This is a genomic window from Christensenella intestinihominis, from assembly GCF_001678845.1.
In the GTDB taxonomy this organism is placed as follows: domain Bacteria; phylum Bacillota; class Clostridia; order Christensenellales; family Christensenellaceae; genus Christensenella; species Christensenella intestinihominis.
Map to the genome: position 1 here is coordinate 34,011 of NZ_MAIQ01000009.1, position 23,409 is coordinate 57,419.

Annotated in this window: 23 protein-coding genes and 5 tRNA genes; 23 read left to right on the plus strand and 5 right to left on the minus strand. The window is 52.5% G+C overall.

The window, feature by feature from the left end; translation table 11 throughout:
- Positions 1-14: 14 nt before the first annotated feature.
- From BBD38_RS11490 to gnd, 5 genes are all read left to right on the plus strand, one after another.
- Complete coding sequence (locus BBD38_RS11490; RefSeq protein ID WP_066688370.1) at positions 15-1,316, plus strand: phenylacetate--CoA ligase family protein; 1,302 nt, start codon at positions 15-17, stop codon at positions 1,314-1,316.
- 17 nt (positions 1,317-1,333) lie between these two features.
- Complete coding sequence (locus tag BBD38_RS11495; protein WP_066688373.1) at positions 1,334-1,765, plus strand: acetolactate synthase; 432 nt, start codon at positions 1,334-1,336, stop codon at positions 1,763-1,765.
- Between the two features lie 130 nt (positions 1,766-1,895).
- A complete protein-coding gene (locus BBD38_RS11500) occupies positions 1,896-2,840 on the plus strand; it encodes a sugar kinase (RefSeq protein WP_147568155.1) in 945 nt (314 codons plus the stop codon).
- Between the two features lie 11 nt (positions 2,841-2,851).
- Positions 2,852-3,796 carry an acetamidase/formamidase family protein gene (locus BBD38_RS11505; protein ID WP_066688375.1) on the plus strand — a complete coding sequence of 315 codons (945 nt, stop codon included), beginning with the start codon at positions 2,852-2,854 and terminating at the stop codon, positions 3,794-3,796.
- Between the two features lies 1 nt (position 3,797).
- A complete protein-coding gene (gene gnd / locus BBD38_RS11510; protein ID WP_066688377.1) occupies positions 3,798-5,225 on the plus strand; it encodes a decarboxylating NADP(+)-dependent phosphogluconate dehydrogenase in 1,428 nt (475 codons plus the stop codon).
- 33 nt (positions 5,226-5,258) lie between these two features.
- Here the strand turns inward: gnd and dinB are convergent, their stop codons facing one another.
- Complete coding sequence (gene dinB / locus BBD38_RS11515) at positions 5,259-6,518, minus strand: DNA polymerase IV (protein WP_066688379.1); 1,260 nt, start codon at positions 6,516-6,518, stop codon at positions 5,259-5,261.
- 149 nt (positions 6,519-6,667) lie between these two features.
- Here dinB and cysK point away from each other — a divergent pair, with 149 nt between their 5' ends.
- The 3 genes from cysK to BBD38_RS11530 all read left to right on the plus strand — a co-directional run bounded on the left by cysK (position 6,668) and on the right by BBD38_RS11530 (position 10,269).
- A complete protein-coding gene (cysK, locus tag BBD38_RS11520) occupies positions 6,668-7,597 on the plus strand; it encodes a cysteine synthase A (protein WP_066688381.1) in 930 nt (309 codons plus the stop codon).
- A gap of 96 nt (positions 7,598-7,693) precedes the next feature.
- Positions 7,694-8,932 (plus strand): glycosyltransferase family 2 protein, encoded by a 1,239-nt coding sequence (locus tag BBD38_RS11525; protein WP_066688384.1) that lies wholly within the window; start codon positions 7,694-7,696, stop codon positions 8,930-8,932.
- Between the two features lie 101 nt (positions 8,933-9,033).
- Positions 9,034-10,269: a [Fe-Fe] hydrogenase large subunit C-terminal domain-containing protein gene (locus BBD38_RS11530; RefSeq protein ID WP_066688506.1), complete on the plus strand. Its 1,236-nt coding sequence runs from the start codon at positions 9,034-9,036 to the stop codon at positions 10,267-10,269.
- A gap of 41 nt (positions 10,270-10,310) precedes the next feature.
- Here the strand turns inward: BBD38_RS11530 and BBD38_RS11535 are convergent, their stop codons facing one another.
- Positions 10,311-10,673, minus strand: a complete 363-nt coding sequence (locus BBD38_RS11535) for a MerR family transcriptional regulator (protein ID WP_066688386.1) — start codon at positions 10,671-10,673, stop codon at positions 10,311-10,313.
- 84 nt (positions 10,674-10,757) lie between these two features.
- Here BBD38_RS11535 and BBD38_RS11540 point away from each other — a divergent pair, with 84 nt between their 5' ends.
- Positions 10,758-11,129, plus strand: a complete 372-nt coding sequence (locus tag BBD38_RS11540) for a carboxymuconolactone decarboxylase family protein (protein ID WP_066688391.1) — start codon at positions 10,758-10,760, stop codon at positions 11,127-11,129.
- A gap of 29 nt (positions 11,130-11,158) precedes the next feature.
- Here the strand turns inward: BBD38_RS11540 and murC are convergent, their stop codons facing one another.
- Positions 11,159-12,541, minus strand: a complete 1,383-nt coding sequence (gene murC / locus BBD38_RS11545; RefSeq protein ID WP_066688392.1) for a UDP-N-acetylmuramate--L-alanine ligase — start codon at positions 12,539-12,541, stop codon at positions 11,159-11,161.
- A 164-nt stretch (positions 12,542-12,705) separates the two neighbouring features.
- On the opposite strand from murC, the gene BBD38_RS11550 reads away from it, so the two are divergent.
- The 11 genes from BBD38_RS11550 (at position 12,706) to BBD38_RS11600 (ending at position 18,443) form a co-directional block, all read left to right on the plus strand.
- A complete protein-coding gene (locus tag BBD38_RS11550) occupies positions 12,706-13,395 on the plus strand; it encodes a M48 family metallopeptidase (RefSeq protein WP_172807829.1) in 690 nt (229 codons plus the stop codon).
- A gap of 97 nt (positions 13,396-13,492) precedes the next feature.
- A tRNA-Leu gene (locus tag BBD38_RS11555) sits at positions 13,493-13,576 on the plus strand.
- 9 nt (positions 13,577-13,585) lie between these two features.
- Positions 13,586-13,660 (plus strand) — tRNA-Gly (locus tag BBD38_RS11560).
- Positions 13,661-13,720: 60 nt separating this feature from the next.
- A tRNA-Gly gene (locus BBD38_RS11565) sits at positions 13,721-13,794 on the plus strand.
- Between the two features lie 37 nt (positions 13,795-13,831).
- Positions 13,832-13,905 (plus strand) — tRNA-Gly (locus tag BBD38_RS11570).
- A 10-nt stretch (positions 13,906-13,915) separates the two neighbouring features.
- Positions 13,916-13,992: transfer RNA gene (locus BBD38_RS11575), tRNA-Lys, on the plus strand.
- A 398-nt stretch (positions 13,993-14,390) separates the two neighbouring features.
- Positions 14,391-15,053: a Crp/Fnr family transcriptional regulator gene (locus BBD38_RS11580; RefSeq protein ID WP_066688396.1), complete on the plus strand. Its 663-nt coding sequence runs from the start codon at positions 14,391-14,393 to the stop codon at positions 15,051-15,053.
- Between the two features lie 204 nt (positions 15,054-15,257).
- Positions 15,258-15,590 (plus strand): rhodanese-like domain-containing protein, encoded by a 333-nt coding sequence (locus tag BBD38_RS11585; protein ID WP_066688398.1) that lies wholly within the window; start codon positions 15,258-15,260, stop codon positions 15,588-15,590.
- A complete protein-coding gene (locus tag BBD38_RS11590; RefSeq protein ID WP_066688399.1) occupies positions 15,587-17,281 on the plus strand; it encodes an FAD-dependent oxidoreductase in 1,695 nt (564 codons plus the stop codon). Before BBD38_RS11585 ends, BBD38_RS11590 begins: the two co-directional genes overlap by 4 nt.
- A 244-nt stretch (positions 17,282-17,525) precedes the next feature.
- A complete protein-coding gene (locus BBD38_RS11595; protein WP_066688403.1) occupies positions 17,526-17,975 on the plus strand; it encodes a GNAT family N-acetyltransferase in 450 nt (149 codons plus the stop codon).
- Positions 17,976-17,993: 18 nt separating this feature from the next.
- Entirely contained in the window at positions 17,994-18,443 is a 450-nt protein-coding gene (locus BBD38_RS11600) for a GatB/YqeY domain-containing protein (protein WP_066688406.1), read from the plus strand.
- A gap of 59 nt (positions 18,444-18,502) precedes the next feature.
- On the opposite strand, the gene BBD38_RS11605 is transcribed toward BBD38_RS11600, so the two are convergent.
- Together BBD38_RS11605 and BBD38_RS11610 are read right to left on the minus strand one after the other, a co-directional pair.
- Positions 18,503-18,961 (minus strand): hypothetical protein, encoded by a 459-nt coding sequence (locus tag BBD38_RS11605; RefSeq protein WP_066688408.1) that lies wholly within the window; start codon positions 18,959-18,961, stop codon positions 18,503-18,505.
- Positions 18,962-19,000: 39 nt separating this feature from the next.
- The gene (locus BBD38_RS11610) at positions 19,001-19,363 is read right to left on the minus strand and encodes a DUF2185 domain-containing protein (protein WP_066688410.1); all 363 of its coding nucleotides are present in this window, start codon (positions 19,361-19,363) and stop codon (positions 19,001-19,003) included.
- Between the two features lie 171 nt (positions 19,364-19,534).
- On the opposite strand from BBD38_RS11610, the gene BBD38_RS11615 reads away from it, so the two are divergent.
- The 3 genes from BBD38_RS11615 (at position 19,535) to BBD38_RS11625 (ending at position 23,237) form a co-directional block, all read left to right on the plus strand.
- Complete coding sequence (locus tag BBD38_RS11615; RefSeq protein ID WP_066688411.1) at positions 19,535-20,206, plus strand: glucosaminidase domain-containing protein; 672 nt, start codon at positions 19,535-19,537, stop codon at positions 20,204-20,206.
- Positions 20,207-20,343: 137 nt separating this feature from the next.
- On the plus strand, positions 20,344-21,507 hold the full coding sequence (locus BBD38_RS11620) for an alkaline phosphatase family protein (protein ID WP_066688413.1): 1,164 nt from the start codon (positions 20,344-20,346) through the stop codon (positions 21,505-21,507).
- A 356-nt stretch (positions 21,508-21,863) separates the two neighbouring features.
- Positions 21,864-23,237: a TrpB-like pyridoxal phosphate-dependent enzyme gene (locus BBD38_RS11625; RefSeq protein WP_066688417.1), complete on the plus strand. Its 1,374-nt coding sequence runs from the start codon at positions 21,864-21,866 to the stop codon at positions 23,235-23,237.
- Positions 23,238-23,409: the final 172 nt, after the last annotated feature.

Here is a 23,409-nt window from a genome sequence, read left to right on the forward strand (position 1 = left end):
GGACTGCAAAAGGAATGGAGCATTATTATCAACCGGAAATCGAATGCGCTTCGCGTGAACAAATCCGTGCCTGGCAGGATGAACGCCTGGCACATACGGTAAAGCACGTTTATGACAACGTACCTTATTACAGGAAGATGATGGAAGAAAAGGGGGTAATGCCCGCGGATATTAAATCTGCGGACGACCTGCACAAGCTGCCCTTCCTCACGAAGGACGACCTTCGGGATGCTTACCCTTACGGACTTCTGGCCGTACCGCTTTCGGAAGCGGTGCGCATCCAGTCCACCAGCGGGACGACGGGGCGGCGTGTCGTGGCTTTTTATACGCAGCACGACCTTGACCTGTGGGATGATTGCTGCGCCCGGGCGATTATGGCTGCGGGAGGAACGAAAGACGACGTGGTACACGTTAGCTATGGCTATGGCCTGTTCACGGGCGGGCCCGGGCTGAACGGCGGGTCGCATAAGGTTGGATCGCTTACGCTGCCGATGTCTTCCGGAAATACGGACCGCCAGATTCAGTTCATGACAGACCTGGGCTCCACGATCTTGTGCTGTACGCCTTCCTATGCGGCCTACCTCGCGGAGACGATCTGCGAGCGCGGCCTGCAAGACCAGATTAAGCTCAAAGCGGGCATTTTCGGCGCGGAAGCATGGAGCGAAGAAATGCGCCAGGATATCCAGAACAAGCTTGGCATCAAGGCATATGACATCTATGGCCTTACGGAAATTTCGGGGCCGGGCGTGTCTTTTGAGTGCAGCGCACAGACCGGAATGCATATCAATGAAGATCATTTTATCGCCGAGATTATCGACCCGCAGACGGGCGAAGTACTCCCGGACGGGGAAAAGGGCGAACTGGTGTTCACGAGCATCACCAAGCAGGCCTTCCCGCTGCTCCGGTACCGTACGCGCGATATTTGTGTTTTGAGCCATGAAAAGTGTTCCTGCGGCAGGACGCATGTAAAAATGAGCAAGCCCATGGGCAGGAGCGACGACATGCTGATCGTGAAGGGCGTGAATGTATTCCCGTCGCAGATCGAGACGGTGCTCCTCAATAAGGGCTACCCGGCCAACTACCAGATTACGGTCAGCCGCGAGCACAACAGCGACAAGCTGGAGGTGCAGGTTGAAATGACGCCGGAAATGTTCTCCGATTCGCTTGGGCAAATCGCAAAACGTGAGGAAGAGCTTATCGGGGCCCTCAAGGCGATGCTTGGTATTTATGCGAAGGTACAGCTCGTCGCGCCGAAAACCATCGCGCGCAGCGAGGGAAAAGCGGTACGTGTGATTGATAAACGCAATCTCTATTAGAAAGGGAGGTTCATACCATGACGGTCAAACAAATTTCCGTTTTTTTGGAAAACAAGCCAAACCAGCTTGCCGAATTTGTAAAGGTGCTGAACGAGAACCATATTGATATGCGGGCATTGTCCGTTGCGGATACCAAGGATTTCGGAATCCTGCGCGTGATTGTGGACGACACCTATAAAACGGCATGCGTGCTCAAGGATGCCGGATATGTTTGCTCGATCACGCCGGTGCTTGCGGTTGCGATCCCGGACGAGCCGGGCGGCCTTACAAGGCTGCTTACCATCCTGGGGGATAACGGCGTAAACCTTGAATACACATATGCGTTTATCGCAAGGAAAAAGGATACCGCCTATATGATCTTCCGGGTGGAAAATAACGAGAAGGCGATAGAGGTGCTGACCAAAAATGGAATCACCCCGGTCTGCCAGGATGCACTAAACGAACTGTGAAGCAAAAAACGGCGCGATGCGCCGTTTTTTTGTCCCTGCATCCGGCATTTGAGTTTTAAAAGGAATCGCGGTATGATAAGGGCAGGATGATGTAAGGTCCAGGGCTGATTTCGATAAGGAGGAGACCAGAGTGGCGGATGCAATTTTAATGGGGGAACCAATGGCGCTGTTTCATGCGGACGAGGAAGGCGCCCTTGAAGACGTATCGCGTTTTACACGCTCGCTTGCGGGCGCGGAAGTGAATGTGGGGATCGGGCTTCGGCGGCTTGGGCACGAGGTCACCTATATTACGAAGCTCGGAACGGACCCGTTCGGGAAATATATCCGCCGCGCGCTTGAGCGCGAAGGAATCGGGCGGGAATTTATTACGCTGGATAAGGAACACCAAAGCGGGCTTGTGATGAAAAGCCGCGTAAGCTCGGGAGACCCCGTGCTGGAATATTACAGGAAAAACAGTGCGGCGACGCACCTTACGCCCGCGGACGTGGAGCACGTCGATTTCACGGGCGTGCGCGTCGTCCATATGACGGGTATTCTTCCGGCAATTTCGGAAAGCGCCTGTGCGGCGGCTTACCGCCTGGTGCAAAAGGCGAAGCAGGAAGGGGTTTACATTTCGTTTGATCCAAACCTCCGCCCCCAATTGTGGCACAATGAAGAGGTAATGGTGCGCACACTCAACGATTTTGCCTCCCATGCCAATATGGTGCTGCCCGGGCTTGGGGAAGGACGTATCCTTACCGGTCGAAACGATCCGGACGGCATTGCGGATTTTTACCAGGAGATGGGCGTGCGGACTGTGATTATCAAAATGGGGGCCAAGGGCGCGTATGCCTGCAAGGGACGGGAACGGCATATGGTGCCGGGATATCCTGTACAGAAGGTGGTCGACACCGTAGGCGCGGGGGACGGCTTTGCGGCCGGTGTTCTGAGCGGTCGGCTGGAAGGCCTGCATTTTATTGAATCGGTCCGCCGCGGCAATGCAATCGGCGCAATGCAGGTGATGGTCGCGGGAGATAATGAAGGCCTTCCCGTAAGGGAGGAGCTGGATGCGTTTATAGCGCGCTCCGGGCGATAAAGGAGGTCTCGATGGCTACATTTCGGCTGGACCCGACGCGGGAAGCACTGCACGGCGTTTTATCGCCGGAGCTTCCCGCCGCGGTTACGATCGACTCCGGCGACAGCGTGGAATTTAAAACGCTGGAGGCGGACTGGCGGACGGAAAAATGTACGGAACCGAAGACAGACAGCGGTATATTCTTTCCCCGTACGTACGAAACGGATTGCGGGCAGGCGCTGGCAGGGCCGGTGTATGTACGCGGCGCGGAGCCGGGAATGACGCTGGCGGTCCATGTGGACGCGTTGGTCCCGGGAAGATGGGGATGGAGCCGGGTCGGCATGGGCGACCCCGACCATTTGAAACGTATTGGCTGTGAGGAAGGGGAATATTTCCTCAATTGGGATATTGACCGCGCGAAAGGAACCTGCATAAGCAATGAAGGGCATCGCGTGGCGATGCGCCCTTTCATGGGAATTTACGCTGTCGTACCGGAAGGAGGGGAAGCGTTCACCACCTATGTTCCGGGCGCGCACGGCGGTAACCTGGACTGCAGGGAGCTTACGGCGGGAAGCACCATTTATTTCCCGGTTTTCCACGAAGGCGCGCTCTTTTCCGTAGGGGACGGCCATGCCGCGCAGGGAAACGGCGAGCTTGGCTGTACGGCCATTGAATGCCCTTACGATCAAGTGAAGCTGACCTTTGAACTGATCCATGAAGAAGCGGAATTCATGGTTGCGGATACGCCCGCCGGATGGATAACCTTCGGTTATGATGAGGACCTGACGAATGCGGCATATATGGCGCTTGGCCATATGGTCCGCTTTATGGAAAAGCAATATGGCTTCCATAAGCGGGAAGCGCTTGCGATGGCGAGCCTGCTTGTGGATATGAACGTAACGCAGATTGTAAACGGTGTGCGGGGCGCCCATGCGGTGCTTCCGCATGGCAGTATCGGGGAACGGCAGGGGGAATGAAATGGCACAGATTGGAATGGCAGGCCTGGCGGTAATGGGCTCGAACCTTGCGCGCAACATCGAAAGCAAGGGATATTCGGTAGCAGTCTATGATATCGACCGGGCGGCAGGCCAAAGGTTCATGGATGCTTACGGGGACGGAAAGTTTGAAGCGGCATGGTCCCCGGAGGAATTCGCCGGGAAGCTGGAACGGCCGCGTACCATTATAATGATGATTCGTGCGGGCGGGCCCGTGGACAGCCTGATCGGCGCGCTGCTCCCGTATCTTGCGGAAGGAGATATCCTGATCGACGGGGGGAATTCCGATTTCCATGATACGCGGCGCCGCCTGGAAATGCTTGCGGAAAAGGGAATCCGGTATATTGGCATGGGCGTTTCCGGAGGGGAGCAGGGCGCATTACATGGACCGAGCCTGATGCCGGGCGGAGACCGGGCCGCATGGGAACATGTGAAGCCGGTCCTGACCGCGATTGCCGCCAAAGCGCCGGACGGAACGCCGTGCTGTGCGTACCTGGGGCCGGACGGGGCGGGGCATCTGACGAAAACGGTGCATAATGGAATTGAGTATGGAGAGATGCAGCTGATCTGTGAGGCCTATCATGTGATGCGCGATGGAATCGGCCTCCGGCAGGAGGAAATAGCGGAAGCATTCGGCTCATGGAATACGGGAATGATGAATAGCTACCTGATGTCGGCGACAATCGATATTTTGAACTACCGGGAAAACGGGGAATACCTGCTGCCGCGAATCCTCGATGTTGCAGGCCAGAAGGGAACGGGCAAATGGACCGTGATGGAAGCGGCCATATCCGGCGTACCGGCAACCGTTACGGCGGAGGCGCTGTTCGCGCGGTTCCTGAGCGGGAAAAAAGAGGAACGCAGGCAGGCGGGAGCGGTTTTCTCCGCACCGGATTTACCGGGGATGGACAAGGGAACGGTGGCGGACATTGGCGCGGCGCTTCTTGCGGCGAGAATCGTCCTGTATGCGCAGGGCTGTATGACCCTTCAGGAGGCGGCAGGGGCCTATGGCTGGGATTTCGATATTGGAACCGCCCTGCGGCTGTGGCGGGGAGGCTGCATTATTCGTTCCGGACTGCTCGGGCCTATGATCGAAGCGTTCCGGGAGCAAAAGCCCGGGAACCTGATGGTGGCCCCGGAATTTGCGGAGACGCTGGATAAAACGATTCCGTCGCTGAGGAGAATAGCGGCGGAAGGGGCGCTGCATGGAATTCCGCTGCCGGCGATGTCGTCCGCGCTTTCCTTTTTCGACGGATACCGGTGCGCGAAGCTTCCGGCAAACCTGTTGCAGGCACAGCGCGATTATTTTGGGGCGCATGGATATGTGCTCGAGGAAAGCTCCGGCACGTCCCGCCATACCGACTGGACGGGCAAGGGCGGGAAAATCCTTTCAGGCGCCTATAACGCATAATAAAATGGCCTGGAACCATTCGGTCCCGGGCCATTATTCTTCCTCGCCTGAAAAATCAGGTTTGTTTTCGGATAACAGGGGGATATCATCCTGGCGTTTGGAAACAATATCCGTCTTGAGCACGGAAGCATAGGAAACCGCATCCTTTCCGAATTTTCCGCGGATATTATCAATAGCGGTTTCAAGCTTTTCCTGTTTTTTGCTGCGCACGGGAGGTGCGTCAAAAAAGGTAATCTGGCCGCCCTCTCCGCTCTCCGTGAGCCCTGCGGCCGTAAGGGAAATGAGGCGGATCGGTTTTTCCATATTCCACGCCTTGGAAACGATCTCCATTCCCGTTTCCGCGAGGTCCTTTGTAAGGTGGATCGGACGCGGCAGGGTTTTCTGGCGGGAAATGACTTTGAAATCAGGGTCTTTGATTTGCACCTGGACGGTCTGGCAATAAAACCCGGCTTTGCGCAAACGCGCGCCCACGCTGTCTGCCAGCATCAGCACGCCTGCCCTGATATCGCTTTCGCCGACCAGGTTGCGCCGGAAGGTAATGCTGTTGCCGATGCTTTTTACCGGGTCGGACCGTCCAATCTCCCGGACGGGGCTTTCATCGAGCCCGTTCGCATACTCCCAGACCAGCTCGCCGGATTTGCCGAGCAGCTTCGAGGCTTCGCTGCGTTTTAAGGACGCCAGCGCGCCGATGGTGCGAACGCCGATTTTTTGCAGGATATTTGCCGTCTTCCTGCCCACATACAGCATGTCCGTCACCGGTAAGGGAAACAGGATATCGCGGAAATTTCCGCGCGTAATCACGGTGGTTGCGTCCGGCTTTTTATAGTCGCTGCCAAGCTTGGCAAAAACCTTGTTAAAGGACACCCCCACGGAAATGGTAAGCTTTAACTCCTCGCGTACCCGTTTGCGGAGCGTATCGGCGATTTCCTTTCCCGAGCCGAACAGGTGCAGGCTGCCCGTCACGTCGAGCCACGATTCATCGATGCTGAACGCCTCTACCTTGCTGGTATATTCGGCGTAAATCTCATTAATCAGCTTACAATATTTTGTATATTCCCCACGGCGGGGCGGAACCAAAACAAGGTCCGGGCATTTTTTCTTTGCCTGCCATACCGTTTCCGCAGTTACGATACCATAACCCTTGGCAAGCTCGTTTTTCGCGAGGATAATGCCGCGCCTGCTCTCGGGATCGCCGCATACGGCCATGGGAACATTTTTCAGCTCGGGGCGCGCGATACATTCCACAGACGCATAGTATGCGTTGCAGTCGCAGTGCAGTATTGTCCTGTCCATAAAAAGGCCCCCTTCCGTTCACTCTATAATTATATTATAGGGGGACGACATTTGAGAGTCAAAGGAACCGGGATTAAAATCTCTCTATTCCAAAACCCGGCAATCCGTTATATAATATATAAGCATGTTTAGGAAACGAGGAGAGTTTGATGGTTTATAATAACGTCCTGGAAGCGGTCGGGCATACGCCCATGATTCGCCTGAACCGGATGGCGGGGGAAGACTGCGCACAGGTACTTGTAAAATATGAAGGGCTCAATATAGGCGGTTCAATCAAAACGCGCACCGCCTATAATATGATACTGGAAGCGGAAAAGCAGGGCCTTCTAAACGAGGCCTCCGTGATCGTCGAACCGACCAGCGGGAACCAGGGAATCGGCCTTGCGCTCGTAGGCGCGGTGAAGGGCTATCGGACGGTCATTATCATGCCGGATTCCGTCAGCGAGGAGCGGAAGAAACTGATGGAGCATTACGGCGCGGAGGTAAGGCTGGTACATGACGACGGAAATATCGGCGACTGTATCGGGCAGTGCCTTGAAACGGCGCTTAAAATGCAGGAGGAAGACCCGAATGTGTTTGTTCCCCAGCAGTTTACCAATCCGGCAAACCCGATGGTGCACAGGCACCATACGGCGCTTGAAATATTGGAGCAGGTCTCCGGCCCGATCCACGGTTTTTGCTCGGGCGTGGGGACCGGCGGAACGATCAGCGGCATCGGGGAGGTGCTTAAGGCGCAAAACCCGGGAATGACGATTTGGGCGGTGGAACCGGAAAATGCGGCAATCCTGTCGGGCGGAAGCATTGGAACCCATTTACAGATGGGAATCGGCGACGGCCTGATTCCGGAGAACCTGAACACCAAAATTTACGACGATATCTGTATTGTGACGGACGGCGAGGCGATCAGCACCGCGAAAGACCTTGCGCGGCGGGAGGGCCTGATGTGCGGGATTTCAAGCGGCACGAACGTGGCGGCGGCGCTGCGGCTGGCCAAAAAGCTCGGGCCGGGGAAAACGGTCGTTACCGTTCTCCCGGATACGGCGGAGCGGTATTTCAGTACGCCGCTTTTTGCGGAATGAACGTAATTTTTAAGCGGTTCTTAAGAAATGATCCGTTTTGGAGTGATATAATAACAGCAGGAGTCCGAAAAGGGCGGAAAACGGGGGTATGGGGAAATGAGTCCCGGGTTTGAAATCTGCAAATGGATTGTCATCATATTATCCATCTATTCTGCACCCATTATGGTTTGGCTGGCAGTCACAACTCTGGCGGGGCTGGCAAAGCCCAGGGAGCTGAAACTCAAGGAATCAAAACAGCATCGTTTCGCGGTGCTGATTTGTGCACGCAATGAGGAAAGCGTGATCGGCAACCTCATCGACAGCCTGAAAAAACAGGAGTACGGCGATTTCCATGTTTTTGTGGTGGCGGATAACTGTACGGACGATACGGCGCGCGTCGCGAAAGAATATGGCGCGACGGTGTTTGAACGCTTCAACGAAAAGAAAAAAGGAAAAGGGTATGCGCTGCATTTCGGCATTAACAAATTGCTGAGCGGATATGCGGACGCTTATGATGCGGTATGCGTATTCGATGCGGATAATCTGGCGGCTCCCGCCTTCCTTACGGAAATGAACCGCGCGCTTAATTCCGGCGCCGACGTGGCGCTTGGTTACCGGGACACTAAAAATATCCATGATTCGTGGGTCAGCGAGGTTTATTCCATTTATTGGCTGATGCTCCAGCGGTTTTATTATACCTCCCGCCATACGCTTGGCTTTTCCAGCATGGTAGGCGGCACGGGCTTTGCTTTCAAGCTGTCCGCGCTTGGCGAAGAAGGCTGGACGACCTACTCCCTTACGGAAGACGTGGAATTTTCGATCCAGCAGATTCTCAAGGGACACAAAATCGTCCCCGCCAGGAAAGCCGTGTTCTATGACGAGCAGCCGTCGGAGTACGGAGTGTCCGTAAAGCAGCGGTTCCGCTGGATGGTCGGCGGTATGCAATGTATTCCGCTCTATTTTAAAAAAATTATGCGGCAGGTATTCCATGGCAATATGAAGGCGCTCGACCTTGCGTGGTATATTTTATTTATTCCGGCTACCGGGCTTGCGCTGCCGCTCAATGTGGCGAGCGTCCTCCTGATGTTCCTGATGCCGGGTTTCCGGGCTTTTACCGGGCCGGTTGTGCTTGCGCTTTCCCTGTTTAATTTTGGGCTGGGCCTGCTGGTGGCATTCCTGACCCTGAAACTCGAAAAACGGAAAATCAGGCCGATGCTGCGCGGAATACTGCTTTATCCGATCTTTTTGCTGACAATGATGTTTATTGCCCTCGGCGCGTTGTTCCGGCCGCGTACGGAATGGGTTCCGATCGAGCATCAGAGCAAATACAGAATTGAAGATGTGGATATTGGTTAAAGACAGAACGGAAAGCGGCAGGGAAGCTCCTTGCCGCTGTTTTGATTCCGGCCGCTTGCTTTAAAAATAAAAAGGAAATTATTTTAACAGGAGAGGAAAATATGGCCACATTTGATGAAATCTATAAACGGCTGGTTAAACGGGCCGCCCATGGCGAAAGGATCGGCAGGCAGGAATGCGACATGGATGACCTTAATTGCCTGCTTCATCCAAACGCCTATCCACTGGTATGGAAGGTCGGCGCATGCGACTGCCCGCCCGACCGCCGTAAGGAATGCGCAGATGGCTGCGAATTCGGGGCAATCAGGCCGGATGGCAGGGACGGGATTGAAATTGACCCGAAGGAGTGCGTCGGGTGCTGCGCCTGTGTGGACGGATGCGATAAGGAAAAGCTGAAAGCAAGCCGTGATGTGATTGCCGTCCTAAACGCCCTGAAGGAACGGAAGGGCCCGGCTTATGCGCTGATTGCGCCGGCGTTTACCGGGCAGCTGGGGCCGGGGATCACACCCGGAAAGCTGCGGACCGCATTTAAAAAAATCGGTTTTGACGGCATGATCGAGGTTGCCCTGTTTGCGGATATCCTGACGCTCAAGGAAGCGCTCGAATTTGATAAAAATATTTTGCAGGAATCGGACTACCAGCTTACAAGCTGCTGCTGCCCAATGTGGATTGCCATGATCCGCAAGGTTTACCATGAGTTGATGCCGCATGTTCCCGGTGCGGTATCGCCGATGGTGGCATGCGGGCGGACGGTGAAGTCCCTTTACCCGGATGCGGTTACGGTGTTTATAGGCCCGTGCATTGCCAAGAAAGCGGAAGCACGGGAACAGGACGTTGCGGATGCGGTGGATTATGTATTGACGTTCCAGGAAATAAGGGATGTTTTTGAAGCGATGGAAATCGATCCGGGTACGCTCCCCGAAGACGACAAGGACCACTCCTCGCGGGCCGGACGGATTTATGCGCGGAAGGGCGGGGTGAGCGAAGCCGTAAAGGCAACTGTGAACCGGCTGAACCCCGACCGGAAAATCACGGTGCGCACGCAGCAGGCGGATGGCGTCCCGGCATGTAAGGAAATGCTGACCGCGCTGCGCGAAGGAAAAACGAACGCCAATTTCTTTGAAGGAATGGGCTGCGCGGGCGGCTGTGTAGGCGGCCCAAAGGCGCTTATAGACCGGGAGGCGGGAACGGAGTCCGTGGACGGATATGGGCGGCAGGCCGCTTATCCGACGCCGATTGATAACCCCTATGTAATTGAATTGCTGCACCGGCTGGGGTTCGATACGGTGGAAAGCCTGCTCGAGCATAGCGATATCTTCACCCGGGATTTTAAATAACCGGAATAGAAAAAAAGAGGCCCCGCAAAAGCGGAAGCCTCTTATTTTTTCGCCAGGCTTGCCTGATAAAATTCAATTTTCCGGTCAAGGTTTTCAAGATGGCTGCTTAACTTTTGCTGTTCAGCCTGTACGCGTTCTTTATGCTGCCTGAGCAGTATAAGGCGGCCCGCCATAGTGGAATCCCCAAGCGACCGCAGCCGTGCATATTCCCGGATTTCCCGGATGGGCATTCCCGTTTCTTTCAGCCGTATGATGAAAGCAAGCCACGGGATATCGGTCTCGTCGTATATGCGCCGGCCTGCCTTATCCCGTTTTACGGAAAGCAGCTTTTGCTGTTCGTAATACCGGAGGGTGGATGCCGCCAGCCCGACCTTACTGGAAAAAACACCAATAGGATAAACCATAATTTTTCTCCTGTAAAAATACTTGACTTAAAGTACGCTTTAAGTTGTATGGTGTTATTATAACGGAACAGGGAGGAAGATACAATGGAAGAACGGTATGAACGCGGACTTGAAAAATTAGGGCAGGTAGATGCGGAAAGCGGCAAAGGGGTCATTGAATCCATGCAGGAAATTGCACCGGCCCTTGCGGATTACATCATTGAATTTGCATTCGGGGATATTTACAGCCGCAGAGGCCTGACCCTTGAAGAACGGGAGATAATTACGCTTGCCAGCCTGCTTACCGCGGGCGGCTGCGAGGCGCAGCTTGATGTGCATATCAACGGCGCGCTCAATGTAGGCGTTCCAAAAGAAAAAATAGTTGAAATTTTCCTGCAATGCATTCCCTATACGGGTTTTCCCAAGGTGCTGAATGCGGTCAATACGGCAAAAAAGGTATTTGGAAAAAGGAAATGAAAAAAGCAGCATCCGTTTGGATGCCGCTTTTAGTCCTTGAAAAAGATCATCTGCTGCTTATTGATATCCCCGGAGCCAAGCGTCATTACAATATCGCCCGGTTTCCAGTTCTTCAGGAGGTAATCCTTGATTTCCTGGAAAGTGGGGATGTACATGCACGGGCATGAGTTTGAATTGATCGCCGCTACAACGTCGCGCGCGTGGATGCCCTGCGTATCCGTATCCCGTCCGGGATAGATATCCGGCATCAGAACCTCGTCCGCGTTGCCAAAGCACAGGGCGTATTTATCCTTTAATGTACGCGCACGGGTATAGGAATTACACTGGAAAACCACCCACAGCTTACGGTGGGGCACGAGGGAAGCCGCCTCGAGGCATGCCGCAATTTCGCTTGGATGGTGCGCGTAGTCGTGGAATACACGCACGCCGTCCCGTTCGCCCATAAGCTCAAAACGGCGCCCGGCCAGCCGGTAATCCCTAAGCGCCTTGATGGAGGTATCGACGTCGACGCCAAATACCTCGTTGGCAAAAGCGGCCGCCGCAAGGGCGTTGCGCAGGTTGTGCAACCCCGGCACGGTAAGCTCCAGCGTTCCCAGTTTTTCACCGCGGCATACCACCGTTCCTTTGCCGCAGCCAAGCTCGTTGAATTCGGGGGAGTCCAGATACCAGTCGCTTGCGGGGCCGTGGTTGTAAGTCACGACGCGGCAGGGCGCGTAGTCTTTCAAACGGTATGCAAGCGCGTCCGACTGGTTCAGGAGCAAAATACCGTCTTTATCCAGCTTCTGGATAAATTCTACAAACGTATCGAAAATATCGTCAATGTCACGGTAACAATCGAGGTGGTCATCGTCGATATTGTTGACAAGGACGTGGGTGGGGTGCAGGGTGAGGAAGCTGCGTACATATTCGCATGCCTCGGTGATAAAAGCGTCGTTCGTCCCGATTTTCACCCCGCCGGACAGGAAATCCACCATGCCGCCTACATGCACGGTGCAGTCTTCCGCCGAATGCTGCATAATGAGGGCAAGCATGGAGGTGATGGTTGTCTTCCCGTGGCAGCCGGAAATACAGGCTACGCGTTCATAGCGGCTGGAAATCAGCCCCAGCAGCTTGGAGCGTTCAAGCATCGGAATCTCATGCGCGGCGGCATAAGCATATTCCGGATTATAGGGCTTGATGGCGGCCGTATACACCACGAGGCCCGCGCCATGAACGTTTTTTTCATCGTGCCCAAATGTAACGGGAATGCCCTTCTGTTCCAACTGACGGGTAAACGCCGATTCTTTCATATCGGAGCCCGTCACGATGTATCCGTTGGCGGCCAGGATTTGCGCAAGGCCGCTCATGGAGCATCCGCCGATTCCGATAAAATGTATCTTTTTATCCTGAGGAAGTGTAAATTTTGTATCCATTCGATTCTCCCATTTTTAGTCCGGCCGCTGTGATGAAGCCGGTATGCGCGGCACATTGCCCGAACGCCTTTATATTATACTGAATATACAATATTTTATCAACTGCTTTTCAGGTGCCTTTTTCCTCAAAATGTGCTATAATAAAGAGCATGGGCGATGAAAATATGAAAATTAAATTATCGGATGGCAGCGATCTTGACATCGAGGTAACCAGAAAAGCGATGAAAAATATCCGTTTGCGCGTCCGCCACGACGGGAGCGTGTGCGTGAGTGCGCCTTTTGGCGTAAGCAGCGCGCGGATACAGGAGTTCGTATCTTCAAAAAGCGCATGGATCGAAAACCATATCAACAGCTTGCTCCGGCAGCAGGAGGCGGATGACGACCACGTTTTATTTATGGGAACCAATTATGCGCTGGAGGTTGTGAAAGACCGCAGGACGGGCGTAGCGCTGAACGGCGAAAACATGACGATTTTCTGCGGAAAGCCGGAAGAGTATAAGGAAGTGCTCCAAAACTGGTGGGTACAGCAGGCGCTTGCGTCACTTGGAGAGATTGTCAATAAATGGTATCCGGTTCTGGGACAGCCTGAGGAAGACAGGCCGGTCATCAAAATCAGGAAAATGAAGACCCTTTGGGGGAGCTGCACGAGTACGCAGCGGACGATACGGTTCAATTATTATTTGATGTGCGCATCGGCCGAATGTATCGAATATGTGGTGCTGCATGAATTGACACACCTTCTTTATCCCGACCACGGAGCCGATTTTAAAGCCTTTCTTTCCAGGCACATGCCGGATTGGAAGGAGCGGAAACGGCGGCTTGAGAGCCAGTGCGCAGGAATGCGCATGTTTTAAAGAGTGACGGAAAAGATGTTTTTCGGTCAGAATTCTCTTGACAACATTAAGGATTATCTATTATAATAATTCTTGCGCGCGACGGACGCGTATCAACGCGGGCGTGGCGGAATTGGCAGACGCGCCAGACTTAGGATCTGGTGCCTTAGGCGTGAAGGTTCGAGTCCTTTCGCCCGCACCAATTTCATATGCGGGAGTGGCTCAGTGGTAGAGCGTCGCCTTGCCAAGGCGAATGTCGCGAGTTCGAATCTCGTCTTCCGCTCCATGTTATGAAATGTCGTTCCCATCGAAACGGTGGGAACGTACATTTTTGAAAGATTACAATGCGGGTGTAGCTCAGTGGCAGAGCACCGGCTTCCCAAGCCGGCTATGTGGGTTCGATTCCCATCACCCGCTCCAACACCGTAGCGTGCATGGCTCCGTCGGAGCGGCATATGCGGGTGTGGCTCAATGGTAGAGCGTCGGCCTTCCAAGCCGAATGCGTGGGTTCGATTCCCATCACCCGCTCCATAACCAAGATGGACCACTAGCTCAGTTGGCTAGAGCACCTGACTCTTAATCAGGGTGTCCAGGGTTCGAGTCCCTGGTGGTCCACCACGTCGGAACAAAGCTTGCTTTGTTCCGTTTTTCTTTGCAAGAAAAACCTCACTCGCGCGCTTGTTCCTCCTTTTCCCCGCGAAACTCACTTCGTTCGAGTTTCGCGGGGGCCCGTTTTACCTGCATCTATTTTGTATGAACGACACACGTCGCGGAACCTGCCGCTCCTTTTCCCCACGCGACCCGCTCTGCCGGGCTCGTGCGGGGTCGTGGTTTGCCTGCATCTGATTTTGGGTAGATTAGATTTGGACGACCGGAAACTCCAAGTGGACAAACCGTAGATGATCAATTTTTTGCGAAGCAAAGCAGAAAATTTTTTTAAGTATTGAAAAGGGAAAAGGCCTGTGTTATAACCGGCTTATGCCGGAAACGAGACTTGGGAAAAAGGGGAGACAGGAATGACAGAACCTGGTTATTTGGAAAAATTGCCTTTTTGGGAACGGCTAACCGATCACGAGAAAGAATTTGTTCAGGCAAATTCTAATATACGGCGATATTCCAAAGAACGGATTATTTTGAACAGTGAAATAGAATGTCTTGGAATGTCTATGGTATTGGATGGTGAATTACGTACCTGTATCCTGTCTGAAGAAGGCCGCGAAATTACCCTGTACCGTCTTCACGAGGGGGAAATTTGTGTCCTGACTGCTTCTTGCGCAGTCAGCCAAATTACATTTGAAACCCAGATGTCGGTATCCGCCGACTGCGTTTTACTGGTGTTAGGCACGGCCGCTTTCGAAAAACTGATAAGCCAGAATATATATGCCCGCTGTTTTGCATACGAGATGCTTTGCGAACGCTTTTCATCGGTCATGTGGACAATGCAGATGATTTTGTTTAAGGGGTATGACAGGCGGCTTGCTTCATTTTTAATCGGTGAATACGAGCATACCGGCCTTGCGACGATCCAAATGACGCACGAACAGATTGCGCAATACACCAATTCCGCCCGCGAGGTGGTTGCGCGGATGCTCAAGCGCTTTGCCGCCGACGGTTTAGTCGAATTTAAGCGGGGCAGGATTACGCTGAAGAATATCAAAGCACTCCAAACAATGATTTAAAAAATCACATAAAAATAAACGTCATATTTTTGCCGAAATGCGACCCGGTCACGTTTTTTCCTGAAATCCAATGGTAGAATTTAATCAACAGAAATGATTATCCAAAGATTGAAAAATCCTGCCAATAGGGGGAGAACCATAATGGCTGAAATGAAACTTATAAAAATAACTTTGAGAACGAAGTAATCAAATAGGGAGGATAAAATGGGGCTTTTTGATTTGTTTAAGACTGCGGATATCAACGAAGGTGTGAAAAAAATGCAGGATACCCAGGGCGCCGTATTGCTGGATGTGCGTACCGAAGAGGAATATTTCAAGGCACATATTCCCGGGAGTTTAAATATTCCTTTAGACGAACTGCAAACGGCAGTCAATAAGATTCCCGATAAGAATACGCCTGTTTTTGTCTATTGCCTAAGCGGGAGCAGAAGCAGGCAGGCGGAACAGGTGTTGCGGAATATGGGCTATACCGATCTTACAAATATTGGCGGCATCCATAACTATAACGGCAAAACTGAGAGGGGGACGGCGAAATGAAGGTGGTAATTGTAGGTGGTGTCGCGGGCGGCGCTTCCGCGGCGGCACGGATCAGGCGGCTTGACGAGCATGCGCAAATTATTGTCTTTGAACGTACAGGCTTTATTTCCTATGCAAACTGTGGGCTGCCCTACTATATCGGCGGCGTTATTACCGACGAGAAAGCGTTGACCCTGCAAACCCCCAAGGCTTTTTGGGACAGGTTTCGCGTGGATGTACGCGTCCGCCACGAGGTTACGGCTCTCGATATCAAAAAGAAAACAGTGGCCGTTTGCAATCTTGAAACAGGAAAGATTTATGAAGAAAGCTATGATAAGCTGATTCTTTCTCCCGGCGCAAAACCTGTGCTGCCGGATATGCCCGGAATCAATCATGAGAGGATTTTTACCCTTCGTACGGTGGAGGACACATTAAAAATCCACAAATTCATTGAAACCGAAAATCCCAAAAGCGCAACCGTAATCGGCGGCGGATTCATCGGGCTCGAAATGGCGGAAAACCTTGCCGAATCAGGAATAAAAACAACGCTCGTGGAATATGCCGGCCATTTACTGGCGCCCTTCGATTTTGATATGGCCTGCGCAGTCCATTCGCAGATGGAAAGCCACGGCATCCGTTTGATGCTCAATACGGCCGTAACCGCATTTGGAAAAAGCGGGGATCATATTATTACGAAAACCGCAGACGAAGCCAATCTTCCTTCCGATATGGTCGTGCTTGCCATTGGCGTCGCGCCCGATACGGCGTTGGCAAAAAACGCGGGCCTGGAACTTGGAATCAAAGGCAGCATTGCCGTAAACGACAGGATGGAAACATCCGCGCCTGACGTTTACGCGGTGGGTGACGCAGTAGAGGTAACGCATTTTATAACCGGAACAAAAGCGCTGGTTTCCCTTGCCGGTCCCGCCAATAAGCAGGGCCGCGTTGCGGCTGATAACGTCTGCGGAGGAAGCAGTGTTTTCCACGGCTCCCAGGGCTCGTCGGTTATCAAGCTGTTTGATATGACGGCGGCCTCCACGGGGATCAACGAAACGGCGGCGCGGGCGGCGGGAATCGATTATGAATGCGTTGTTTTGTCTCCATCTTCTCACGCTGGTTATTATCCCGGCGGCAAAGTAATGATGATGAAGGTGCTGTACGAAAAGGAAACGATTCGGCTACTTGGCGCGCAGATTATCGGGTTTGACGGCGTGGACAAGCGGATTGACGTGCTTGCTACCGCCATTCGCGCGGGAATGAAAGCGACAGGACTCGCTGATCTTGACCTCGCTTACGCTCCGCCGTATTCCTCCGCAAAGGACCCGGTCAATATGGCTGGATTTATGATTGAAAACATTGTTGCGGGCAGGGTAAGGCAGTTCCATTATGAAGAGGAGGAGGCGCTTCCGCGTGATGGCAGCGTAGCCCTGCTTGACGTAAGAACGCCTCAGGAATATGGGGACGGATGCGCCGACGGTTTTGTCAATATTCCACTGGATGATTTGCGTGAAAGGCTGGATGAAATTCCACAGCGTAAACCTGTCTATGTCATGTGCCAGAGCGGATTCCGCAGCTATCTTGCCTGCCGTATTCTTGCGCAGAATGGCTATGACTGTTATAATTTCTCCGGCGGCTACCGTTTTTACGATATGGTGAAACGGGGGAAAAAGCAATCGGAAACAACCTATCCCTGCGGGATGGATAAATCGTAGAGGCGGCAAACAGTAATGAGGTAAATATTATTTTGCAGCATACAGGTTTGCCGATCAATCCGGTGTTGCATTATGTGCCTGCAATCAGGTCGTACCGGGATAAGCAAGCTTGTCCCAGCCCTGTATCTATTTTGTTTAAACAAATAAGAAAAGCCCGTAACCATGCAGGTTGCGGGCTTGCTATATCAACGTATGAAGGAACCGGAGCGATATGATATAATTAAATATAGAGGAGGAATCTAATATGCAAATGCTCGAAACAACTGAAACGGACGAGCGCTTCCAGGCATTGTGCCGGGAGCTCGATGAAGAATATTTCCAACTGTTTGGGGAACAATCCCTGAAGTATAAAGGGGTGAACCAAATAGAAGATGCGCTTGCAGTGGTTTTGGCAATGGAAGGGGAGGCTGCCGTCGGGTGCGGCTGTATCCGGAACTGCCAAAGCGATACGGTTGAAATCAAGCGCGTATTGGTAAAGCCTGAATTAAGGCGGCAGGGCATCGGCGAAGGCATTGTTGCATGGCTTGAAGCAAAAGCAAAAAGCCTGGGATTCACAGCGACAGTCCTTGAAACAGGCAAGGAAATGCCGTGGGCAATCGCCCTATATGAAAAGCTCGGATATCGCCTTATTCCGAATTATGGAAGCTTTGAAGGCGACGGGGCGGTTATCTGTATGAAAAAGACTTTGGAATAAAAAGCGGGAGGAAGCACAATGGAAAAGACCGGGGAAGTACAAAAAGAAATGATCGCCGCAATGAAGGCGAAGGATGCGGAACGGAAGGAGACGCTTACGCTCCTGTTATCTGCGCTCAAAGCAAAAGCGAAGGATAAAAAGGAAGCGCTGACGGACGAAGAAGAAAATGCAATTATTTTAAAGGAAATAAAGCAGGCGGAGGAAAGCCTTGCAGGAGCGGAAAAGGCAGGTAGGGCAGATTTGATCGATATGAACCAAAAACGGCTTGCCGTCCTTAGGGAATTCGCGCCGAAGCAAATGAGTGAGGAAGAAATCAGGCAGGTGATTACCGGCGTTTTGCAGCAGCTTGGCATTGAGAATCCAACGCCGCAGGATAAGGGGAATATTATGAAAAAGCTGATGCCACTTGTGAAAGGAAAAGCAGACGGAGGTCTCGTGAATCAGCTGGTGGGCAGGCTTATGAAATAAAATGCTCCAGGCATCCAAAAGCCCCGGTGATCCGGGGCTTTTGCCATCCATTAGAATTTTCAGGCTATTCCTGTTTGTTTCCTGATGAAATGGACGACAAAACTTGCCGCCGCACCAATCATAGCCGCACCAATTCCCGTATAGAGCATCCCCAGGACGGCATGTGGAAGCAAATTGGAAGAGCGGAGCAAAATACCGAAAGTAATCATGCAGGCCATGATGATATAGCCTTTTCTATCAAAAAATGCGAATGCGCATATTTTTTGCTCCGGAAAAGCTTCGATACGGGCGGTATGCTTGCGGAAAAGCCGGAAAAAGATGAATTTAAAAAACAGGAAGAAAACAATTCCCGTCACAGGAAGGGAAAACCATAACGGGCCGGGGCTCTTAAGCAACGCGGGAAAGCCGATGGAAAGCACGGCAGTCCCCGCAATACTCCAAACAATTCCGGCCAGCAGCGGAAGATATTTTTTATCGATTCGGGGAGCATGTCTTAACCCCGCCTCTCGTGCAGTCATGGTATACACCTCGGTTCCGTTTTTACATCCAAACCGGTTTTATTCCCCGTCGTCAAAGAAATGTTCCGCCTTCATAAATTTGCCGTCCTCCTGCCGGATAAACGCCGTTTCATAGTCGGCGTCCAGAAACGGAATAACGGCGGAATCATAGCTGCATATTGTACGTAAGGGAAACACGGAAGTATTCCCCGGCGTATTCATATAGTCGGCGTCTTCATCACCGGCGAGAAATACCCACCCCGAATCCGTAGTGTCCGGAATTGGAAAATCCCGGTACATAACGCCGACTTCATAACCATCCACCGAAATCCGGTCGCTGACGACACAGCCGGAATCCGGATTTTCGAGTACAGGTTCAGGAGAAATTATCAAATCCCGAAAATAATTTTTTTGTTGTTCCACAGCGCGCCTCCTCCTTTTTACAAGACCAGTGTACCCCTGATTCTGTGGGGAATCAATAAACAATTTATTTAATATTAATAACCGTATTCCCTAAAAAAATGCAGAAAACTTGCAAAAATGGAGTCGCAGAGGTATAATAACAGGGCACCCTCAAAAGGGAAAGGAATCGGTATGAAGAGAACGATTGTGAAAACCTGTCAAATTATGTGCGCCGGCGTGCTTGTTCTTGCCCTTGGCGTCACCGCCTTGCCGCGCGCAATGGCGGCGGATTTGCCTGCGCGCCTTGAAACGGAAACGGTTGGAGAAACCAGCGCGGAAGCGCTGGCGAAAAGCATTTCCCAGGCAGTGTTTGAAACATTTACGGATGAAACCGTAATCACGCCCTATGAATATACGCCCTATGGGGACCTGACGGTCCTTTCGGGATGCACGGCGGAGGAACTGGAAGCCTTGCTTAAAGGCTCGGGCCTTGAAGGACTGGGAGAATGCTATGCGGAAAAAGAGCAGACACACGGCATCAATGCGCTTTTCCTGATTAGCGTGGCGCAGCTTGAAAGCGGCTTTGGAGAAAGCAAGCTCGCCGAGAATTGCAATAACCTCGGCGGCATTAAAAATGGGAACGACGGGTATATGGAATTCCCGACCAAGCAGGATTGTGTGGAATATCAGGCTACCTTGCTGAGGGATGATTACCTCGATGAAAATGGGAAATATTATCAGGGTAAAACCACAAAAGACGTAAGCCAAAATTATTGCGGCGGATCGGAATCGTGGTACACACAGGTGGAAAGCCTGATGCGCAGCAACTTCGAAAAGGTCGAGGAGATGCGCGCGGCACTCTGACGGCGAAAAACGGCGGCCATGCTTGCCTGGGAAGGGCGGCATGGTTTTTTTGTGCCGTAAAAGTGTTTGAGATTGAACCCAAAGCCCGGATGGCGTATAATGAGGTCATAAATGGATCACAGCGAAAGGAAAAAGACATGAAAAAGATTACATTGGTGTTAGACGGCGTCGCAGACAGGCCAAATGCCGCTCTTGACGGAAAGACGCCGCTTGAATATGCAAAAACGCCGAACCTTGACGCCCTTTACCAAAAGGCGCTGGGGGGAACGGTGCTTACGATACCGGAAGGACTTGAAGTGGGGAGCGCGGTTGCCAACCTGAGCCTCCTTGGCTTTGATCCCCATACATACCGGGGACGCTCGATCATCGAGGCGGCGGGGCTGCACCTTCCCATGAATGAAGAAGATTTGTATATCCGCTGCAACCTGGTGGCCTTTGAGGGAGATTCCTTTGAAACAAGCCGTATCAAAAGCTACAGCGCCTACGATATTGCAACCGAGGTTGCGGAACCGGTTGCGCGCGAGCTGGCAGAGGCGGTGTTTGACGAGGAATACCAGCTTATTTATTGTGGTTCCTTCCGCTGTACGCTGATTGTTAAAAATGGGAAAAGGCTTTATCCGGTCGACTTTATGCCCGCACATGACATCATCGGGCAGGATATTGCGCCGTTTATCAGGACGGAAGGAAAACAGGCGAAGTTTTTTGAACTGATGAAAAAATCGTATGATTTCCTGCGGAAGAAAAATATTCCCGCGAACGGCATGTGGATGTGGGGCGCGTCGGTCATGCCCGAAATTAAAGGAGATACCCGCGGGCGTGTTGCGCTTTCGGAAACGCTGCTGATGGACGGGATTACGACGATTGCCGGGCTTCCCAACGTCGGCACCAAACGAGAAGGCCGTACCTTCGGGGACTTTTTGGAAGAGAAGCTTGAAAAAGCGGTCAAAGCCGTAAACGAATATGAGGATATTTACGTTCACATCCAGGAAACGGACGACCTTTCCCATGAGCTCCAGCCGATAGAGAAGATGGAGGCCATAGAGGCGATTGACCGCATATTCCTGAAAGAGTTCCTTAAAAATATCGGGGATGATTTTACGCTGTCCGTGGCTTCCGACCACTTTACGTTTTCCGATACCGGGGCGCACGGCGGGGAGCCGGTTCCGTTCCTGTTCTATGATTCCCGCAATGAAAGAAAGCAGGAGGGGCGCTTTACGGAGCAGGACAGCCGTGATAAAAAGTATATCGTTACCGCGGCGGAGCTCAAGGCGATGCAAAAGCAGGCGGAAGCGCGAAGATAACTTCCCGCTTGACATGCCCGGGAAAGACTGCTATAATAAGCAATCATAAATAAAGAAACCAGTGATTCAGAGGAGTAACCGGGAAAACCGCATTGAGAGAGCAATGGGCGGTGCGATCATTGCAGCATAGGATTTTCGGTGAATGGACTGATGAGGGCAGGGAGAACAACGAAAGTTTAGTAATACCTGACGGAGTTTCCAACCGTTATCATGGAAACACAATTGTTTGATTGTGGCAGAGAGGGCGCTTTGCGCCAATCCGGGTGGCACCGCAGAAGTTTTAGGCTTTTGTCCCAGAAGTTGGGACAAAAGCCTTTTTTGGTTTAAAATAAAACATTTGAAGGGGGAACAAAGCAATGGTAAAAATTCCGCACAGACTCTATTTAACTGAAGACGAGATGCCCAGGCAGTGGTATAATATGCGCGCAGATATGAAAGAATTGCCCGCGCCGATGATGAACCCGGCGACAATGCAGCCGGCAACGGAGGAGGACCTCTATCCGGTGTTCTGCAAAAAGCTGGCGCATCAGGAACTGGATAACGAGACGAGGTATGTGGACATTCCCGAGGAAGTCCTCGAGATGTACAAAATCTATCGCCCGTCGCCGCTGATCCGTGCGTTTAACCTGGAAAAAGCCCTCGATACGCCTGCGAAAATTTATTACAAATTTGAGGGAAATAATACGTCGGGCAGCCATAAGCTCAATTCGGCAATTGCGCAGGCCTATTATGCGAAGGACCAGGGCCTGAAGGGGCTCACGACAGAAACGGGGGCGGGCCAATGGGGAACTGCGCTCGCGGAAGCGTGCTCTTATTTTGGGCTTCCGCTTACGGTGTACATGGTTAAGGTCTCCTACCAGCAAAAACCCTTCCGCAAAGCGGTGATGCAGACCTTTGACGCGGATGTAATCGCCAGCCCGAGCGATACAACCGAAATTGGCCGCAAGATTCTGGTGGAAAACCCGAATACGTCGGGAAGCCTCGGCTGCGCGATTTCCGAGGCGGTGGAGAAGGCGGTCTCCACGGAGGGCTACCGTTATGTGCTTGGTTCGGTGCTGAACCAGGTGCTGCTCCATCAGTCGATCATCGGCCTCGAATCCAAGCTTGCGATGGAAAAGCTTGACGAATATCCGGATATCGTCGTCGGCTGCGCGGGCGGCGGTTCCAACCTGGGCGGCCTGATCGCGCCCTTTATGCAGGACAAGCTGACCGGAAAGGCAAACCCGAGGATCGTCGCGGTGGAGCCGGCCTCCTGCCCGTCCTTCACGCGCGGCAGGTATGCGTATGATTTTTGTGATACGGGCAAAATTACGCCGATGGCGAAAATGTATACGCTGGGGAGCGGATTTATTCCCTCCGCGAACCACGCGGGCGGCCTGCGTTACCACGGGATGTCGCCCATCCTCTCCAAGCTGTACCATGACGGATACATGGAGGCGGTGTCGGTCGAGCAGAGCAAGGTGTTCGAGGCGGCCGTGATGTTTGCCAAAAAGGAAACGATTTTGCCGGCGCCGGAATCTGCGCATGCGATCCGCACGGCGATCGACGAGGCGCTCCGCTGCAAGGAGTCGGGCGAGCAGAAAACCATCCTGTTCGGCCTCACGGGAACCGGATATTTCGATATGACGGCCTATGAATCCTACCACGACGGGAAAATGAACGATTATATCCCGACGGATGAAGAACTGCAAAAAGGCTTTGACAGCCTGCCGGAGGTTCCGGAAAAATAAGGAAACGAAAAAAACGCGCACAATTATGCGGGCTGATATAAGAAAACATGAAAGAACTTAGTAAAATAAAGTGTTTAAGGCGGCTCGGCAAACGGGAACGGATAAAGGACGTTAGAAATAACGTCCTTTTTTCATGCCTTAAAAAGTAAAACCGGGCCAACATGGCCCGAAG

Bases quoted from the DNA above. Each gene is read 5' to 3' on its own strand.
- BBD38_RS11490 (WP_066688370.1), top strand. From the start codon at position 15: ATGGAGCATTATTATCAACCGGAAATCGAATGCGCTTCGCGTGAACAA.
- BBD38_RS11495 (WP_066688373.1), top strand. From the start codon at position 1,334: ATGACGGTCAAACAAATTTCCGTTTTTTTGGAAAACAAGCCAAACCAG.
- BBD38_RS11505 (WP_066688375.1), top strand. From the start codon at position 2,852: ATGGCTACATTTCGGCTGGACCCGACGCGGGAAGCACTGCACGGCGTT.
- gnd (WP_066688377.1), top strand. From the start codon at position 3,798: ATGGCACAGATTGGAATGGCAGGCCTGGCGGTAATGGGCTCGAACCTT.
- dinB (WP_066688379.1), bottom strand. From the start codon at position 6,518: ATGGACAGGACAATACTGCACTGCGACTGCAACGCATACTATGCGTCT.
- cysK (WP_066688381.1), top strand. From the start codon at position 6,668: ATGGTTTATAATAACGTCCTGGAAGCGGTCGGGCATACGCCCATGATT.
- BBD38_RS11525 (WP_066688384.1), top strand. From the start codon at position 7,694: ATGAGTCCCGGGTTTGAAATCTGCAAATGGATTGTCATCATATTATCC.
- BBD38_RS11530 (WP_066688506.1), top strand. From the start codon at position 9,034: ATGGCCACATTTGATGAAATCTATAAACGGCTGGTTAAACGGGCCGCC.
- BBD38_RS11535 (WP_066688386.1), bottom strand. From the start codon at position 10,673: ATGGTTTATCCTATTGGTGTTTTTTCCAGTAAGGTCGGGCTGGCGGCA.
- BBD38_RS11540 (WP_066688391.1), top strand. From the start codon at position 10,758: ATGGAAGAACGGTATGAACGCGGACTTGAAAAATTAGGGCAGGTAGAT.
- murC (WP_066688392.1), bottom strand. From the start codon at position 12,541: ATGGATACAAAATTTACACTTCCTCAGGATAAAAAGATACATTTTATC.
- BBD38_RS11550 (WP_172807829.1), top strand. From the start codon at position 12,706: ATGAAAATTAAATTATCGGATGGCAGCGATCTTGACATCGAGGTAACC.
- BBD38_RS11580 (WP_066688396.1), top strand. From the start codon at position 14,391: ATGACAGAACCTGGTTATTTGGAAAAATTGCCTTTTTGGGAACGGCTA.
- BBD38_RS11585 (WP_066688398.1), top strand. From the start codon at position 15,258: ATGGGGCTTTTTGATTTGTTTAAGACTGCGGATATCAACGAAGGTGTG.
- BBD38_RS11590 (WP_066688399.1), top strand. From the start codon at position 15,587: ATGAAGGTGGTAATTGTAGGTGGTGTCGCGGGCGGCGCTTCCGCGGCG.
- BBD38_RS11595 (WP_066688403.1), top strand. From the start codon at position 17,526: ATGCAAATGCTCGAAACAACTGAAACGGACGAGCGCTTCCAGGCATTG.
- BBD38_RS11600 (WP_066688406.1), top strand. From the start codon at position 17,994: ATGGAAAAGACCGGGGAAGTACAAAAAGAAATGATCGCCGCAATGAAG.
- BBD38_RS11605 (WP_066688408.1), bottom strand. From the start codon at position 18,961: ATGACTGCACGAGAGGCGGGGTTAAGACATGCTCCCCGAATCGATAAA.
- BBD38_RS11615 (WP_066688411.1), top strand. From the start codon at position 19,535: ATGAAGAGAACGATTGTGAAAACCTGTCAAATTATGTGCGCCGGCGTG.
- BBD38_RS11620 (WP_066688413.1), top strand. From the start codon at position 20,344: ATGAAAAAGATTACATTGGTGTTAGACGGCGTCGCAGACAGGCCAAAT.
- BBD38_RS11625 (WP_066688417.1), top strand. From the start codon at position 21,864: ATGGTAAAAATTCCGCACAGACTCTATTTAACTGAAGACGAGATGCCC.